At 62.4% G+C, this 15,676-nt stretch carries 26 protein-coding genes; 24 read left to right on the top strand and 2 right to left on the bottom strand.

The genetic code is table 11. The features are described 5' to 3' along the window. Window positions 1-29: 29 nt before the first annotated feature. From rplV to map, 17 genes are all read left to right on the top strand, one after another. The gene (rplV, locus tag EB835_RS12945) at window positions 30-416 is read left to right on the top strand and encodes a 50S ribosomal protein L22 (RefSeq protein ID WP_025777926.1); all 387 of its coding nucleotides are present in this window, start codon (window positions 30-32) and stop codon (window positions 414-416) included. Further along, entirely contained in the window at window positions 416-1,231 is an 816-nt protein-coding gene (rpsC, locus tag EB835_RS12940) for a 30S ribosomal protein S3 (RefSeq protein ID WP_135809883.1), read from the top strand. The genes rplV and rpsC overlap by 1 nt, the downstream gene beginning before the upstream one ends. 3 nt (window positions 1,232-1,234) lie before the next feature. Beyond that, window positions 1,235-1,651, top strand: a complete 417-nt coding sequence (gene rplP, locus EB835_RS12935; protein ID WP_025777924.1) for a 50S ribosomal protein L16 — start codon at window positions 1,235-1,237, stop codon at window positions 1,649-1,651. Between the two features lie 2 nt (window positions 1,652-1,653). After that, window positions 1,654-1,905, top strand: a complete 252-nt coding sequence (rpmC, locus tag EB835_RS12930) for a 50S ribosomal protein L29 (RefSeq protein WP_135809882.1) — start codon at window positions 1,654-1,656, stop codon at window positions 1,903-1,905. Next, window positions 1,905-2,192, top strand: a complete 288-nt coding sequence (gene rpsQ, locus EB835_RS12925; protein WP_092015652.1) for a 30S ribosomal protein S17 — start codon at window positions 1,905-1,907, stop codon at window positions 2,190-2,192. Before rpmC ends, rpsQ begins: the two co-directional genes overlap by 1 nt. A gap of 144 nt (window positions 2,193-2,336) precedes the next feature. Beyond that, entirely contained in the window at window positions 2,337-2,705 is a 369-nt protein-coding gene (gene rplN, locus EB835_RS12920) for a 50S ribosomal protein L14 (RefSeq protein WP_025777921.1), read from the top strand. Between the two features lie 2 nt (window positions 2,706-2,707). Next, window positions 2,708-3,076, top strand: coding sequence for a 50S ribosomal protein L24 (gene rplX, locus EB835_RS12915; protein WP_135809881.1), 369 nt, complete (start codon window positions 2,708-2,710; stop codon window positions 3,074-3,076). Beyond that, on the top strand, window positions 3,076-3,645 hold the full coding sequence (gene rplE, locus EB835_RS12910; RefSeq protein WP_135809880.1) for a 50S ribosomal protein L5: 570 nt from the start codon (window positions 3,076-3,078) through the stop codon (window positions 3,643-3,645). The genes rplX and rplE overlap by 1 nt, the downstream gene beginning before the upstream one ends. Before the next feature lie 67 nt (window positions 3,646-3,712). Then, complete coding sequence (gene rpsH, locus EB835_RS12905; protein WP_135809879.1) at window positions 3,713-4,111, top strand: 30S ribosomal protein S8; 399 nt, start codon at window positions 3,713-3,715, stop codon at window positions 4,109-4,111. 17 nt (window positions 4,112-4,128) lie between these two features. Further along, complete coding sequence (gene rplF / locus EB835_RS12900) at window positions 4,129-4,665, top strand: 50S ribosomal protein L6 (protein ID WP_135809878.1); 537 nt, start codon at window positions 4,129-4,131, stop codon at window positions 4,663-4,665. A 2-nt stretch (window positions 4,666-4,667) separates the two neighbouring features. Further along, complete coding sequence (rplR, locus tag EB835_RS12895; RefSeq protein ID WP_135809877.1) at window positions 4,668-5,048, top strand: 50S ribosomal protein L18; 381 nt, start codon at window positions 4,668-4,670, stop codon at window positions 5,046-5,048. Continuing rightward, on the top strand, window positions 5,045-5,728 hold the full coding sequence (rpsE, locus tag EB835_RS12890) for a 30S ribosomal protein S5 (RefSeq protein ID WP_240688729.1): 684 nt from the start codon (window positions 5,045-5,047) through the stop codon (window positions 5,726-5,728). The genes rplR and rpsE overlap by 4 nt, the downstream gene beginning before the upstream one ends. Then, window positions 5,728-5,910 (top strand): 50S ribosomal protein L30, encoded by a 183-nt coding sequence (gene rpmD, locus EB835_RS12885; protein WP_025777914.1) that lies wholly within the window; start codon window positions 5,728-5,730, stop codon window positions 5,908-5,910. Before rpsE ends, rpmD begins: the two co-directional genes overlap by 1 nt. A gap of 1 nt (window position 5,911) precedes the next feature. Then, window positions 5,912-6,364, top strand: a complete 453-nt coding sequence (rplO, locus tag EB835_RS12880; protein ID WP_135809876.1) for a 50S ribosomal protein L15 — start codon at window positions 5,912-5,914, stop codon at window positions 6,362-6,364. A gap of 281 nt (window positions 6,365-6,645) precedes the next feature. Beyond that, entirely contained in the window at window positions 6,646-7,947 is a 1,302-nt protein-coding gene (secY, locus tag EB835_RS12875) for a preprotein translocase subunit SecY (protein ID WP_135809875.1), read from the top strand. A gap of 49 nt (window positions 7,948-7,996) precedes the next feature. Further along, a complete protein-coding gene (locus EB835_RS12870) occupies window positions 7,997-8,563 on the top strand; it encodes an adenylate kinase (protein ID WP_135809874.1) in 567 nt (188 codons plus the stop codon). Next, a complete protein-coding gene (gene map / locus EB835_RS12865; RefSeq protein WP_135809873.1) occupies window positions 8,560-9,396 on the top strand; it encodes a type I methionyl aminopeptidase in 837 nt (278 codons plus the stop codon). Before EB835_RS12870 ends, map begins: the two co-directional genes overlap by 4 nt. Window positions 9,397-9,405: 9 nt before the next feature. On the opposite strand, the gene EB835_RS12860 is transcribed toward map, so the two are convergent. Further along, on the bottom strand, window positions 9,406-9,645 hold the full coding sequence (locus EB835_RS12860; RefSeq protein ID WP_135809872.1) for a hypothetical protein: 240 nt from the start codon (window positions 9,643-9,645) through the stop codon (window positions 9,406-9,408). A gap of 78 nt (window positions 9,646-9,723) precedes the next feature. On the opposite strand from EB835_RS12860, the gene EB835_RS12855 reads away from it, so the two are divergent. Further along, window positions 9,724-10,608, top strand: a complete 885-nt coding sequence (locus tag EB835_RS12855) for a PaaX family transcriptional regulator (RefSeq protein ID WP_135809871.1) — start codon at window positions 9,724-9,726, stop codon at window positions 10,606-10,608. A 35-nt stretch (window positions 10,609-10,643) separates the two neighbouring features. Here the strand turns inward: EB835_RS12855 and EB835_RS12850 are convergent, their stop codons facing one another. Beyond that, window positions 10,644-11,789, bottom strand: a complete 1,146-nt coding sequence (locus tag EB835_RS12850; protein WP_135809870.1) for a MalY/PatB family protein — start codon at window positions 11,787-11,789, stop codon at window positions 10,644-10,646. Window positions 11,790-12,157: 368 nt separating this feature from the next. Here EB835_RS12850 and infA point away from each other — a divergent pair, with 368 nt between their 5' ends. The 6 genes from infA to rplQ all read left to right on the top strand — a co-directional run bounded on the left by infA (window position 12,158) and on the right by rplQ (window position 15,336). Next, window positions 12,158-12,379, top strand: a complete 222-nt coding sequence (infA, locus tag EB835_RS12845) for a translation initiation factor IF-1 (RefSeq protein ID WP_009379245.1) — start codon at window positions 12,158-12,160, stop codon at window positions 12,377-12,379. Window positions 12,380-12,438: 59 nt separating this feature from the next. Next, a complete protein-coding gene (gene rpmJ / locus EB835_RS12840) occupies window positions 12,439-12,552 on the top strand; it encodes a 50S ribosomal protein L36 (protein ID WP_009884960.1) in 114 nt (37 codons plus the stop codon). Between the two features lie 215 nt (window positions 12,553-12,767). After that, window positions 12,768-13,136 carry a 30S ribosomal protein S13 gene (gene rpsM / locus EB835_RS12835; protein WP_025777905.1) on the top strand — a complete coding sequence of 123 codons (369 nt, stop codon included), beginning with the start codon at window positions 12,768-12,770 and terminating at the stop codon, window positions 13,134-13,136. 51 nt (window positions 13,137-13,187) lie between these two features. Beyond that, window positions 13,188-13,592, top strand: a complete 405-nt coding sequence (rpsK, locus tag EB835_RS12830; RefSeq protein ID WP_025777904.1) for a 30S ribosomal protein S11 — start codon at window positions 13,188-13,190, stop codon at window positions 13,590-13,592. A gap of 152 nt (window positions 13,593-13,744) precedes the next feature. Further along, window positions 13,745-14,743 (top strand): DNA-directed RNA polymerase subunit alpha, encoded by a 999-nt coding sequence (locus EB835_RS12825; protein ID WP_135809869.1) that lies wholly within the window; start codon window positions 13,745-13,747, stop codon window positions 14,741-14,743. Between the two features lie 23 nt (window positions 14,744-14,766). Continuing rightward, window positions 14,767-15,336, top strand: coding sequence for a 50S ribosomal protein L17 (gene rplQ, locus EB835_RS12820; protein ID WP_135809868.1), 570 nt, complete (start codon window positions 14,767-14,769; stop codon window positions 15,334-15,336). Window positions 15,337-15,676 lie beyond the last annotated feature (340 nt).

Genomic DNA, 15,676 nt, shown 5'->3' with positions numbered 1-15,676 from the left:
TTCGATCCTAGAGAAGAGAGAAGGAAGCGATGGAAGCCAAGGCTAAGGCGCGGTACCTGCGCGTTACGCCTCGCAAGGCTCGGCGCGTCATCGACCTCATTCGTGGTCAGCAGGCGACCGAAGCACTTGCAGTGTTGAAGTTTGCAGAACAGTCGGCATCAGATCCGATTTACAAGCTCGTGGCCTCCGGCATCGCCAATGCGCGTGTCCGGGCCGACGAGGAAGGCGTTGCGTTCGACGAGAACGAACTGGTCATCTCCGAAGCCTTCGTGGATGAGGGGCCGACCATGAAGCGGTTCCGTCCGCGTGCCCAGGGTCGCGCTTTTCGCATTGAGAAGCGCACCAGCCACGTGACAGTGGTCCTGGCCAGCGGTGACGACCTGCCTCAGCGCAAGAGCCGGAAGGGGAACCGTTAATGGGCCAGAAGATCAATCCGAACGGATTCCGACTCGGAATCACCACGGATCACAAGTCAAAGTGGTTCGCTGACTCGACCAAGCCGGGGCAGCGCTACAAGGACTACGTGCTCGAAGATGTGAAGATCCGCCAGATGATGAACACCGGTCTCGAACGGGCCGGCATCTCGAAGGTCAACATCGAACGCACACGTGACCGTGTCCGCGTCGACATCCACACCGCACGCCCGGGCATCGTCATCGGTCGTCGCGGAGCAGAAGCGGACCGCATCCGCAGTCAGCTCGAAAAGCTCACCGGCAAGCAGATTCAGCTCAACATCCTTGAGGTGAAGAACGCCGAGGTCGACGCACAGCTCGTCGCCCAGGGTGTTGCCGAACAGCTCGCCAGCCGTGTGGCCTTCCGCCGCGCGATGCGCAAGGCGATCCAGAGCGCCCAGCGCGCAGGTGCCAAGGGCATCCGTGTGCAGTGCTCCGGCCGCCTCGGCGGTGCTGAGATGAGCCGGTCCGAGTTCTACCGCGAAGGTCGTGTGCCGCTGCACACCCTGCGTGCGAACATCGACTTCGGCGTTCACGAAGCCCACACCACTTTCGGACGCATCGGCGTCAAGGTGTGGATCTACAAGGGCGACATGACCGACAAGGAGCTTGCTGCCGAGCAGGCCAAGGCTCCTGCTGCTCGTGGCCCACGTGGCCGTGGGCGTGGTCGTGGAGGCCGCGGACGTGGTCAGGAAGGCGCACCGCGCCGCGGCGACCAGGCCCGTAATACTGAGAACAGTGCCGAAGCCCCCGCGGCTGAGGCCGGATCGGAGGGCTGAGATATGCTGATCCCTCGTCGAGTGAAATTCCGCAAGCAGCACCATCCCAACCGGGGCGGCGCCGCCAAGGGAGGCACGACGGTGTCCTTCGGTGACTACGGCATCCAGGCTCTCGAGCCGGCTTATGTCACCAACCGTCAGATCGAGGCCGCACGTATTGCCATGACCCGCTACATCAAGCGCGGTGGCAAAGTGTGGATCAACATCTACCCTGATCACCCGCTGACGAAGAAGCCTGCCGAGACCCGCATGGGCTCCGGTAAGGGTTCGCCGGAGTGGTGGATCGCCAATGTCAAACCCGGTCGAGTCATGTTCGAACTCGGCGGTGTGTCCGAGGAAGTTGCTCGCGAGGCTCTGCGCCTGGCGATCCACAAGCTTCCGCTCAAGGCCCGTATCGTGGCCCGCGAAGGTGGTGAGTGAGAATGGCTATCGGTTCGAAGAACCTTTCCATCGACGCGCTGGACGGTTACGACAACGAGCGTCTGGCCGAAGAGCTCAAGAAGGCCAAGGCCGAGCTGTTCAACCTGCGATTCCAGTCGGCCACGGGCCAGCTGGAGAGCCACGGTCGCCTCAAGGCCGTGCGTCGAGACATCGCTCGTATCTACACCGTGCTCAACGAACGGGAGCTGGACATCCGTCCGAACCCCGCTGATGCCAAGGAAGAGAGCAAGTGATGGCGGAGACCACGAACACCGAGGCCACTGCTGCGGAACGCAACTCCCGCAAGACAGCACGTGGTTACGTCGTATCCGACAAGATGGACAAGACCATCGTCGTCGAGGTCGAGGAGCGCATGAAGCACCGCCTCTACGGCAAGGTCATGCGTAAGTCGGTCAAGTACAAGGTTCACGACGAAGAGAACACCGCCGGCATCGGCGATCTCGTCCTCGTGGCCGAGACGCGGCCCCTTTCGGCCGCGAAGCGTTGGCGGCTCGTCGAGATCATCGAACGCGCCAAGTAGTCAACGCCACCCCACCCACCCGGTCCCGCCCGCGGCCTCTTGGAGGTCGCGGGCGGCTACCGGGAACGGGGTGAAATGTCAATGAATCCGTTCCGCAAGGCTCGCGCTCAGGCGTGAGAACCAGCGCGACGACAGGAGAAAATAGTGATTCAGCAAGAGTCGCGACTCAAAGTCGCCGACAACACTGGCGCCAAGCAGATCCTGGCAATCAGGATCCTGGGTGGCTCCGGTCGGCGCTACGCCTCGATCGGTGACACCATCGTGGCAACCGTCAAGGATGCAATCCCGGGCGGCAACGTGAAGAAGGGTGACGTCGTCAAGGCCGTCATCGTTCGCACTGCCAAGGAACGCCGTCGTCCCGACGGTTCCTACATCAAGTTCGACGAGAATGCAGCCGTCATCCTCAAGAATGATGAGGAACCACGCGGAACCCGTATCTTCGGGCCCGTAGGACGCGAACTCCGCGACAAGAAGTTCATGAAGATCGTCTCCCTGGCACCGGAGGTGTTGTGAGCATGGCGAACAAGCTCAAGATCAAGAAGGGCGACCTCGTCCAGGTCATCGCCGGCGCTCGTGAGTCCCGTGGCGGCGATCGTGGGAAGCAGGGCAAGGTCCTTGCCGTCTACCCCGAACGCAACCGCGTCCTCGTCGAGGGCGTCAACCGCGTGATCAAGCACAAGAAGGCTACGCAGACTCAGGCCGGCGGCACCGCTGGTGGCCGTGAGACCCACGAAGCCCCCATCCACGTGTCCAACGTGGCGCTCGTTGACCCCAAGGACAACAAGCCTACCCGCGTCGGATACCGCGAGGAGAGCGTCGAACGCGACGGTCGCACCAAGACCATTCGGGTTCGCTTCTCGCGTCGCACCGGGGAGGAGATCTGATGACGGAAACAACCACCAGCCGTCCCGCACCGCGTCTCAAGCAGATTTACCGCGAAGAGATCGTTGCGAAGCTGCAGGAAGAGTTCAACTACGCCAACCCCATGCAGGTTCCCGGACTGACCAAGGTCGTCGTGAACATGGGTGTGGGTGACGCAGCGCGCGATTCCAAGATGATCGAAGGCGCGATCAACGACCTGACTCTGATCACCGGTCAGAAGCCCGTCGTGACCCGTGCTCGGAAGTCCATCGCCCAGTTCAAGCTGCGCGAAGGTCAGCCCATCGGTGCACACGTGACCATGCGTGGAGCACGGATGTGGGAGTTCATCGACCGCGTCATCACTCTGGCACTGCCGCGTATCCGCGACTTCCGCGGACTCTCGGATCGTCAGTTCGACGGAAACGGTAACTACACCTTCGGTCTCACGGAGCAGTCCATGTTCCACGAGATCGACCAGGACCGGATCGACCGAGTCCGCGGTATGGATATCACCGTCGTCACCACCGCGACAACCGACGACGAGGGACGCGCACTGCTGCGTCACCTCGGGTTCCCGTTCAAGCAAAAATAATCGCTACGTTGCAGGTCCAAGCACAGTATGTGGGCGGAAACCGTAACGAGGAAGGGCAAGTGCCCAAATGACAATGACTGATCCAGTCGCAGATATGCTTACGCGTCTGCGCAACGCCAACTCGGCTTATCACGAGGACGTCACCATGCCGTTCTCGAAGCTCAAGTCGAACATCGCCGAGATCCTCAAGACCGAGGGCTACATCACTGGCTGGAGCGTCGAAGACGCCGAAGTCGGCAAGACGCTGCTCCTGGACCTGAAGTTCGGACCCAACCGGGAACGTTCGATCGCCGGCCTGCGCCGTGTGTCGAAGCCGGGACTGCGCGTCTACGCGAAGTCCACGAACCTGCCCAAGGTTCTCGGCGGCCTCGGCATCGCCATCCTGTCGACTTCGTCAGGCCTCCTGACGGACCGTCAGGCCGCCAAGAAGGGTGTGGGTGGGGAAGTCCTCGCCTACGTCTGGTAAAGGAAGGAGAGAAGAACATGTCACGTATTGGCAAGAACCCGATCTCCGTTCCCAGCGGCGTCGAGGTCAAGGTCGACGGCCAGGCTGTCGCCGTGAAGGGACCTAAGGGTGAACTGTCCGTCACCATCCCCGAGCCGATCGCCGTTGCGTTCGACGACGGTGTCATCACGGTGGCCCGTCCGGACGAAGAGCGCGAATCGCGTTCGCTGCACGGACTGTCTCGGACGCTCGTCAACAATATGATCGTCGGTGTGACCGAAGGCTATTCCAAGGCCCTCGAGATCGTCGGTACCGGTTACCGTGTCCTGGCAAAGGGATCGAACCTGGAGTTCGCCCTCGGCTACAGCCACCCCATCGTCGTTGAACCGCCGGAGGGTATCTCCTTCAGCGTCGACGGTCAGACCAAGGTTGCTGTCCACGGAATCGACAAGCAGCTCGTCGGTGAGACCGCTGCGAACATCCGGAAGCTGCGTAAGCCCGAGCCCTATAAGGGCAAGGGTGTGCGCTACGCCGGCGAAATCGTCCGTCGCAAGGTCGGAAAGGCTGGTAAGTAACGATGGCCTTTGGCAAAAAGGAAAGCTACGGCAAAGGCAGGGCAGCTGCTCGCAAGCGTCGTCACGCTCGTCTGCGCAAGCATGTCAGCGGCACGACCGAGCGCCCTCGCCTCTCAGTGACTCGCTCCACGCGCCACGTCTTTGTCCAGGTCATCGACGACACCGTCGGCAAGACCCTGGTGTCGGCCTCCACCATGGAAGCCGACCTGCGGACATTCGAGGGCGATAAGACCGGCAAGGCCCGCAAGGTGGGCGAGCTGGTTGCTCAGCGCGCCAAGGACGCCGGAATCGAAGCCGTCGTCTTCGACCGTGGAGGCAATGCCTACCACGGCCGCGTGCAGGCAATCGCCGAAGGTGCCCGTGAAGGAGGATTGGCCCTATGAGCACTGAAGAGAACAAGGAACAGCAGCCAGCTGCTGAGACCCCCACCGACAACAGCGGTGACCGCTCCTCCCGTGGCCGCGGCCAGGGTGGACAGGGCGGCCAGGGGCGCGGACGCGGCGAAGGCCGTGGACGCGGCGGTCGCAACGACCGTGAAGACAAGAACCAGTTCATCGAACACGTCATCACGATCAACCGCGTGTCGAAGGTCGTCAAGGGTGGACGTCGGTTCTCCTTCACGGCTCTCGTCGTGGTCGGAGACGGCGACGGCATGGTCGGCATGGGCTATGGCAAGGCAAAGGAAGTTCCTGCCGCCATCGCCAAGGGTGTCGAGGAAGCGAAGAAGAACTTCTTCCGCGTTCCCCGTATCCAGAAGACCATTCCGCACCCGATCCAGGGCGAGGAGGCCGCAGGCGTCGTCCTGCTGCGTCCGGCCGCTCCTGGTACCGGTGTCATCGCCGGTGGACCCGTTCGTGCGGTCCTCGATGCGGCAGGCGTCCAGGACGTCCTGTCCAAGTCGCTGGGTTCCGCGAACGCGATCAACATCGTGCACGCTGCGATCACCGCGCTGAAGGGCCTCGAGCGTCCGGAAGAGGTCGCGGCTCGCCGTGGTCTGCCGGTCGACGAGGTTGCTCCGCACGCACTGCTGCGGGCAGCTGCTGAAAGTGGGGCGAAGTCCTGATGGCAAAGCTCAAGATTACTCAGCGCAAGTCCGCAATCGGATACCGTCAGAGCCAGCGTGACACGCTGCGTTCGCTCGGTCTCAAGCGGACCAACGACGTTGTGGTGCAGGAAGATCGCCCCGAGATCCGGGGAATGATCAACGCTGTCCGCCACATCGTGACTGTGGAAGAGGTCGATTGATATGTCGAACAACGACTCACTGAAGCTGCATGATCTGCGCCCTGCCCCGGGAGCCAAGACCTCCAAGACCCGCGTCGGTCGTGGTGAGGCTTCGAAGGGTAAGACCGCCGGTCGCGGAACCAAGGGCACGAAGGCCCGTTACCAGGTTCCGCACGGCTTCGAGGGCGGCCAGACTCCGATGCACATGCGTCTGCCGAAGCTGCGCGGGTTCAAGAACCCCGCCAAGGTGGAGTTCCAGGTTGTCAACCTCGACAAGCTGTCCAGCCTGTTCCCCGAGGGCGGAGACGTCACCGTCGCCGATCTCGTGGAGAAGGGCGCTGTGCGTGCAAAGCAGCCCGTCAAGGTTCTCGGCACCGGTGAGATCACCGTGGCCCTGAACATCACTGCAGACAAGTTCTCCGGCTCTGCGGCCGAGAAGATCAAGGCTGCAGGCGGAAGCACCAACGAGGCCTGATCCGTTCCACTCGGAACGGTTTACCGGCTTCAACGCTGGTGCGGGGGCGGTCACTATCGTGGCCGCCCCCTTCTGCATCTCCGAGACCGTGATGGAGACTGGCTCAGGACCTGTCGGGGACGACTCGGAAGCCACCCGGATCACAGGCTGTGACGAGCCTGAATCGGCCTTCGCCGGTTTCGGCCTGGAGGGCATACCCTGATAGTCTTTTGCAGGTATTTGTCTCAATCGCCAGGTCGCGACCACGACTCTGACTTTTCATCCCCCAACGAGGAGGACGCTTGATCGGCGCAATCCGGAGGGCCTTCAGAACGCCCGACTTGAGGAACAAACTCCTCTTCACCCTGGGCATTCTTGTCATCTTCCGACTCGGCTCGTTCATTCCTTCGCCCGGCATCGATTACACCCAGGTGCAGGAATGCGTGGCTTCGCCTCAGCTCAATGAGGGCGGATTCGCCATGATCAACCTCTTCAGCGGCGGCGCTCTGCTGCAGCTGTCGATCTTCGCCCTGGGCATCATGCCCTATATCACCGCGAGCATCATCGTCCAGCTGCTTCGCGTGGTCATTCCGCGCTTCGAAGCTCTGCACAAGGAAGGCGCATCCGGCCAGGCGAAGCTGACTCAGTACACCCGCTATCTCACCATCGGCCTCGCGGTCCTCAACGCGACCACGCTCGTGGCCACCGTCCGCTCCGGCGCGCTCTTCGGGCAGGTCGAAAACTGCCAGGACCTCATCGCCAACGACACTTGGTGGGGGATTGCGGTCCTCGTGGTCACTCTCACCGCCGGCACCGGCCTGATCATGTGGCTGGGCGAGCAGATCACCGAACACGGTGTGGGCAACGGAATGTCGCTGCTCATCTTCACCTCCGTCGCATCCGCCTTCCCCTCCTCCCTCGGAGCGATCTTCCGGGAGCAGGGCGTCGACATCTTCCTCATCGTCTTGGCCGTCGGGCTCGTCCTCGTCGCCCTCGTCGTGTTCGTCGAGCAGTCGCAGCGCCGGGTCCCCGTCCAGTACGCCAAGCGCATGGTGGGTCGTCGCATGTTCGGCGGAACCTCGACCTATATTCCGATCAAGGTGAATATGGCCGGTGTCATCCCCGTCATCTTCGCCTCCTCGGTGCTCTACCTGCCGAGCCTGATCTCGCAGTTCTTCGATCCGGAATCCAATGTGGTCGAATGGATCAACACCTACTTCACCCGCGGTGACCATCCGCTCTACATCACCGTGTACGCGCTGCTGACGATCTTCTTCGCCTACTTCTACGTCGCCATCACCTTCAACCCTGAAGAGGTTGCGGACAATATGAAGAAGTACGGCGGCTTCATCCCTGGTATCCGCGCAGGTCGCCCAACTGCCGAATACTTGAGCTACGTACTCGGCCGCATCAACTTCCCCGGCTCGCTCTATCTTGCCTTCGTCGCCCTCATCCCGCTGATCGCGCTGGTGCTCATCAACGCGAACCAGAACTTCCCGTTCGGCGGCACCTCGCTGCTGATCGTCGTCGGAGTCGGGCTCGAAACGGTCAAGCAGATCGACGCGCAGATGCAGCAGCGCCACTATGAGGGCCTGCTGCGCTGATTCGACCGGACGCTGACGATCAGCGGACATCCCATTGGAAGGACACCTTATGAGTTCACGCATCATCCTGATCGGCCCTCCCGGCGCCGGCAAGGGCACCCAGGCCGCTCGCCTGTCCGAGGCGCTCGGCGTCCCGGCCATCTCCACCGGAGACATCTTCCGGGCGAATGTGAAGGGCGAGACCGAGCTGGGCAAACTGGCCAAGCGCTATATGGATGCCGGAGAATACGTGCCCGACGAGGTCACCAACTCAATGGTCGCCGATCGTCTGGCACAGGATGATGCTGCCGAAGGGTTCCTCCTCGACGGATATCCCCGCACCAGTGCTCAGGTCGATGAGCTCGACAGAATCCTCGCGGCCGAGGACAAGGCCATCGAACACGTCGTCGAACTCACGGCTGACACCGACGAGGTCGTGGCGCGCCTGCTCGCTCGTGCTCAGACCGAGGGCCGCGCCGATGACAGCGAAGACGTCATTCGCCACCGTCTTGATGTCTACGAAGAGCAGACTCAGCCGCTGACCGACATCTATCGCAGCCGCGGACTGCTGCGCCAGGTCGACGGTCTCGGCGAGGTCGACGACATCACTGAACGCATTCTGTCGACCATTCGATGATCTTCGGACCTCGTATCGAGCTGAAGACTCCTGCGGAGCTTGAGCTCATGCATCGGGCCGGGCAGCTGACTTCTCAAGTACTCTCAGCGGCCCGGTCCGCGGCCGTTCCCGGGGCCACCACCGCCGAGGTGGACGCCGCCGCCGAAGCTGTGATCGACTCCGCCGGCGCCTGTTCGAACTTCAAGGGCTATCAAGGATTTCCTGCGGTCGTGTGCATCTCCGTGAACGAGGAGATCGTCCACGGCATCCCGGGATCACGTGTGCTCGAAGCCGGCGATATCGTCTCGATCGACGGCGGTGCCATCGTCGAAGGCTTCCACGGGGACTCAGCGATCACGATGATCGTCGGCGGCGATTCCGCGGGCACTGCTGCCGATCGCGAGCTGTCATCTGCCACTGAGGCTGCCATGTGGACAGGCATCGCCGCGTTCGCGACCGGCGCGAAGGTCAGCGACATCGGAGACGCCATCGATGACTTCGTCACAGAGTCCTTCCCGCATCTGGGCCTCGTCGAGGAATTCACCGGTCACGGTATCGGCACCTCCATGCATATGGCACCCGAGGTGCTCAACTACCGTGCACGCTCCAACGGCCCGAAGATCAAGCCCGGAATGTGCCTGGCCATCGAACCGATGCTCACCACGGGCGGTGCGGACACCCGCACTCTGGCCGACGACTGGACGGTCGTGACGGCGGATGGTTCACGGTCAAGCCACTGGGAACACAGTGTGGCTCGCCATGACGGGGGAGTCTGGGTACTCACAGCCGTCGACGGGGGAGCGGCCGGATTGGCGCCGTTCGGAATCACTCCCGTGCCTCCGAAGGGCGCCTGAGGGGAGAATTCAGGTCGCCGGCATCTGCCTCTTCAACGCCGACCTGCCGACGAAGTAGACCGCCGCGAAAGTTCCCGACGCCGCCATCAGCGCGAGCGCGAACATCCATGTCGCGGTCTCGGCGATGGTGAACCCGAAGATCTGGAATGCGCAGAAGGCGATGAAAGCCGTGATGGCTCCCGCCAGCAGTCCCGATGTTCGAGACATCTCATACGCACGCTGCTCGATTGTGCTGTTCTCGTCATCCATGTCGTGGCTCCTCGTCGCGTCGTTGCGATCTCGGTCCTGTCGGCACCGATCCTTGTGTTGTCACGGTAAGATCTGGCCATGACGAGTGTCCACGATGTCCCGAAACGTCGGACAGATGTGGGTGATCGATATCGGATGACTCGGATCGCCTTCGACGTGATCTCCGCGTTCGGGTGTCTGCAGGCGAGCGGACTGCCGGGTCCTGTCATCGTCAGTGTGTTGGGTGAACACGGGTATTCGTCCTCGAGTGTGCACAACCAGCTTGTGCGGATGGTCCAGCGAGGCATCATCAGCAGCGAGAGAGCCGGGCGGGTCTCCGTCTATCGCCTGAGCGAACACATCCTCGCAGACTTCGGCGACATCGCGGGGGACCATGTCTTTCCCGACTATGAGGGACACTTCCACGCCATCGTGTATTCGGTTCCGGAAGCCGAGCGTGCTCTGCGCGACCGACTGCAGTACATCGCCAGGAGCCTCGGATACCGGCAGCTGCGACCCGGAATCCTCATCGGCTTCTCAGACCGGTCCACTCAGCTCCTGGCGCGGCTGCCCGAGATCCCCGGCCCGAGCTGGTCTGAGGCGGGGGTTCTGACACCCGACTCCATCGCGGCAGCACGGAGGATGACGACTCGGGCCTTCGAGCTCGACGCAGCCCTCGCCCATCTGCCTCCGTTGGAGGAGCGCATGAACGCGCTGAGTGCGGGAGGGTCATTCCCAGGCACCGGATGTGCTGGCCTGAGCCTGGGAGGCTTCTTCGATCTGTACTACGACGTCGCCCGTGCCGTCATGACCCACCCGCTTCTGCCCGAAGACCTTGTCGACGGCAGGCAGCCGGCCCTGCGGTTCCGTGCCCTGATGCAGCAGTGCAATCTCGAATACTATCTGCGCTTCGATCAGCAGATGCGCGAGTCGGCGGCGGCCAGTTCATCCTTCGACCTCATCGAATGGCTGCCCGAGCGCTGAGTCGTCGGATGTCGAACTGCCCGCGGGCATGAAGCTCAGAGGATGCGAGCGATCCTCTCGACCGCCTCGGTGAGCAGGGGGCGGGGGAGTGCGAAGTTGAACCGGATATGCCCGGCCCCGACCTCACCGCACAGTCGGCCTTCGGTCACTGCCACCTCGGCGCGGGAGCGGATGTGATCGGACAGGCCCGCCTCCAGACCGTAGCCGCGCAGATCCAACCACGCCAGATATGTGCCCTCCGGTTCGATATAGGCGGCGTTGGGCAGCAGCGAGCTGACAAGGTCGGTGAAGTGATCACGGTTGCCCTTGAGATAGCCGTTGACCTCACGCAGCCAGTCGTCCGCCCTAGTGTACGCAGCGGTGGTCGCCAGAATTCCCGGGTTGGAGGCCGCTCCGGAGACGAACTGTCCCTTCTTCGCCCAGACCTCACGATCTGCAGCGGAGGTGAGGATGAGCTGAGCGCATTTGAGGCCGGGGATGTTGAAGGCCTTCGACGCTGCCGTTGCGGTGGCGGTGTGGGCGGCGGTCGCCTCGGTGAGGGCGGCGTAGGTGGTGTGCTGAGAGGGGGCATAGATGACGGGAGCGTGGATCTCATCGGAGAACACGCGGGCTCCGGCCTCCTCGATGACGTCCGCGAGGGCGAGCAGCTCGGCTTCGGTGTAGACCTTGCCGATCGGATTGTGCGGATTGCACAGGACGAACGTCGCGCCGGGTGTGAGGGCCGAGGCGATGGCCTCGAGGTCGAGGGACCAGCCGGTTTCCGACCGCAGCATCGGAACCTCGATGAGTGTGCGTCCGGTCACGCGCGCGACATCGAAGAAGGGCATATAGGCCGGCGTCGGCAGCACGATCGGAGAGTCGGCCGGGGTGAGGTGGGCGAGCACGCCGAGAAAGGCGGCCAGCACATCACTGGCCGGTTCGATGTGATCGACGGGAACCTGCCAGCCGTAGTGCTCGGCGCAGAAGTCCGAGGTGGCTGTTTTGAGTTCGGTGACCAGATCGGCGGGAGCATATCCGTAGAGGTCGCGATCATCGATGGTCTGAAGCGACTGACGCACCGCGGGAGCGACACCGAAGTCCATCTCGGCGATGAAGGCGCCGATGGAACCGGGGAAGGATGACCATTTGCGGCCGCCTTTCGCGACCAGAGACTCTTCGGAGATGGCATCGAAATCGGACATCTGTGTGCTCCTCATCGGGGACTGCGTCGGCTGGGATTCTCACGCTAGCAGTCGGGGTGCCGATGGCGGGCTCCGAACGTAGTCCGGGGTCACGGGAAATGCGGGCCGCCTCGGCGGAGATGGGATTGTAAGGGACTTCACGCCCAGAAGCGAACACCGTGTGGAAGATTCTTTCCCTGTGGTGTAGGGTTGATGATTGGTCTGTTCTCATTCAACTCACCCTTTTTCAGATGTGGGCGGCTTCTGCCATCCACTTCTTTTCATGTGGTGACGAGGACCGCAGGCCGAGGGGTCACCGGCATTGAGTCGGTGATACACGATTACGTCGAACGCGAAGGTTTCGCGGGAATACGAGGTTAGCGAACGATATGGCCAAAAAAGAAGGGGTCATTGAGATCGAAGGCACCGTTGTCGAAGCTCTGCCGAACGCATCGTTTCGGGTTGAGCTGAGCAACGGGCACAAGGTGCTCGCGCATATCTCCGGAAAGATGCGTCAGCACTACATCCGCATCCTTCCCGAGGACCGGGTCATTGTGGAGCTGTCTCCATACGATCTCTCGCGCGGACGAATCGTTTACCGCTACAAGTAAGGATCTTCGATCATTCGCGTCCTGCTCCGCCGGGGCAGGGACCGAAAGAAGGAAAAACGATGAAGGTTAAGCCCAGCGTCAAGAAGATCTGCGAGAACTGCCAGATTACCCGCCGTCACGGTCGGGTCATCGTCATCTGCTCCAACCCGCGCCACAAGCAGCGCCAGGGCTGAGCAGCTCGTTCCGAGCAGATCGAGGCTCCTCTGCGGAGGAGCTTCAGCAGCACCACACCCGCGCAAACCTCGCCATCTGCGTTCGGAGCCAAGGGAAGTGAGAGCTTCCAGGCAGCGAACACAGGACGATACCTCCGGTCGGGGGCCGGAGACCTAGGGAGACCAAGGACAGGTTTGCATCAGCACCTCCGAAACAACAACAGGAGACAGTACCCATGGCACGACTTGCCGGAGTCGACATCCCGCGTGAAAAGCGCGTGGAAGTCGCCTTGACTTACATCTATGGTGTGGGCCGCACCCGTGCGCGCCAGACCCTGACCGAAACGGGAATCAGCCCTGATACCCGTGTGAAGGACTTGAGCGACGCAGAGCTCGTCCAGCTGCGTGACTACATCGAGGGCACATTCCAGGTTGAGGGTGACCTCCGTCGTGAGGTGGCCGCCGATATCCGCCGCAAGGTCGAAATCGGAAGCTATGAAGGCCTGCGTCACCGCCGCGGTCTCCCGGTTCGCGGTCAGCGGACCAAGACGAATGCGCGTACCCGCAAGGGACCCAAGCGCACCGTGGCCGGTAAGAAGAAGTAACTCGCTCACCCGGTTGGCCAGACCCAACCACCTCGATCAGGAGTAGGACATATGCCTCCCAAGTCACGCGCCGCTACAGTGCGCAAGCCTCGCCGCAAGCTGAAGAAGAATATCGTTGCCGGTCAGGCTCACATCAAATCAACCTTCAACAACACCATCGTGTCGATCACCGATCCGACCGGTGCTGTCATCTCCTGGGCCTCCTCAGGTGAGATCGGCTTCAAGGGTTCGCGCAAGTCGACCCCGTACGCCGCTCAGATGGCTGCTGAATCGGCTGCTCGCCGGGCGCAGGAACACGGCCTGAAGAAGGTCGACGTGTTCGTCAAGGGACCGGGTTCGGGCCGCGAGACGGCGATCCGTTCGCTGCAGGCCGCCGGTCTGGAACTGGGAACCATCCAGGATGTCACCCCGGTTCCGTTCAACGGCTGCCGTCCTCCCAAGCGCCGCCGCGGCTGATCCTTCCGTGGAACTGCAACGGATGACGGGCACGAGCCCGACATCGGTCGCAGAACGGATTCCCAGATAACCCGAACCGTTCTTCATGGCCCTAAGGCCATGACGTGCAGTGCGAACGTCATATAGCGGATGTTCGCTGAAAGGAAGCCCACGTGCTCATTGCACAGCGCCCAACGCTCACGGAAGAAGTCGTCTCCGATAACCGCTCACGGTTCGCCATCGAACCGCTCGAGCCCGGATTCGGCTACACCCTCGGCAACTCGCTTCGCCGGACCCTGCTGTCCTCGATCCCAGGGGCCGCCGTCACGTCCATCCGGATCGACGGAGTGCTCCACGAGTTCAGCACCGTGCCGGGAGTCAAAGAGGATGTCACCGAGTTCATCCTCAACCTGAAGTCCCTGGTCGTATCGTCCGAATTCGACGAACCGGTCGTTGCCTACCTGCGCAAGCAGGGACCTGGCACCGTGACCGCTGCCGATGTCTCTGCTCCTGCTGGGGTCGAGATCCACAATCCGGACCTGCACATCGCCACGCTGAATGGTGAGGGTCGTCTGGACATGGAACTGACCATCGAACGCGGACGCGGATACGTTTCGAGCGCTCAGAACAAGAATGCGGATGCAGAGATCGGCCGGATCCCGGTCGATTCGATCTACTCCCCGGTTCTCAAGGTCACCTACAAGGTCGAAGCCACGCGTGTCGAACAGCGCACCGACTTCGATCGTCTGGTCCTCGACGTCGAAACCAAGCCCTCGATGACCCCGCGCGATGCCATCGCATCTGCGGGCAAGACCCTGGTCGAGCTCTTCGGCCTGGCTCGAGAGCTCAACGTCGAAGCTGAAGGCATCGAGATCGGGCCCTCGCCAGTGGATGCGGCTCTGGCCGCGGACCTGGCGCTGGCGATCGAAGATCTCGACCTGACCGTGCGCTCCTACAACTGCCTCAAGCGCGAAGGCATCCACACCGTCGGTGAGCTCGTTGCTCGCAGCGAAGCCGATCTGATGGATATCCGCAACTTTGGTTCGAAGTCGATCGACGAGGTCAAGGCGAAGCTCAACGAGCTCGGCCTGAGCCTCAAGGACAGTCCTGCCGGATTCGATGCCGGCCTCGTTGATGAGGACCAGTCCTTCGTCGAAGACGAACAGTACTGATTAAGACCTAGGAGTAACTGACAATGCCAACCCCAACCAAGGGCCCGCGCCTCGGCGGTTCGCCCACACACGAGCGTATGATGCTCAACAACCTGGCTGCCCAGCTGTTCGAGCACAAGCAGATCAAGACGACCGTGACCAAGGCCAAGCGCCTGCGTCCGGTCGCCGAGCGGATGATCACGAACGCCAAGAAGGGTGACCTGGCTGCACGTCGTCGCGTGCTCGGCCAGATCTCCGACAAGTCGATCGTGCACGAGCTCTTCACCTCGATCGCTGAAACGATGGCCGAGCGTCCCGGTGGATACACCCGGATCACCAAGATCGGTCCTCGTCCCGGCGACAACGCTCCGATGGCCGTCATCGAACTGGTCCTCGAGCCCTACTCGCCGAAGCAGGCGACCGTGAAGGAAGCCGAGCAGGCGACCGCCGCTGCTGCCGCTCCGGCAGAAGAGGCACCGGTCGAGGCCGAGGCCGAGGTCGTCGAGTCCGAAGAGGTCGTCGACGAGGCTCCGGCCGAGGCTTCGGAAGAAGCCGCTGTCGAGGCCGACGCCGAGACCGCTGAAGAGCCCACCGAGGCTGCCGAGGAGAAGTAACCTCGCCGGCTCGGAGCTTACGCAGCCGCACACTTCAGGCGGGCACCCAGGTGGGTGCCCGCCTGAAGTCTATTCACAGTCGGCTCAATGCGCGGCGCAAGGGTACGGAGGCATGGCGCACATACGGATCTCTCGACGGCCGCCCCGGCACATCCGCGTGGACCTCCCAACCGCCGCCTCGGCGCCGGGTACCACTTTTCGTTCCCTGCATCTGTTTCGATCCCGATGGTATGTCCACGAAGTGGTCGACGTGGGACGAAAAGTGGTCAGGGAGTGACGAAACGTGATGGCGGCCGGATGGAATGTGATGCCGACCCTGGGCCGCGAAGGGCAGCGAGGA

The organism is Brevibacterium sp. S22 (assembly GCF_004745485.1).
GTDB lineage: Bacteria > Actinomycetota > Actinomycetes > Actinomycetales > Brevibacteriaceae > Brevibacterium.
This window is presented reverse-complemented; position numbering and strand designations above follow the sequence as displayed.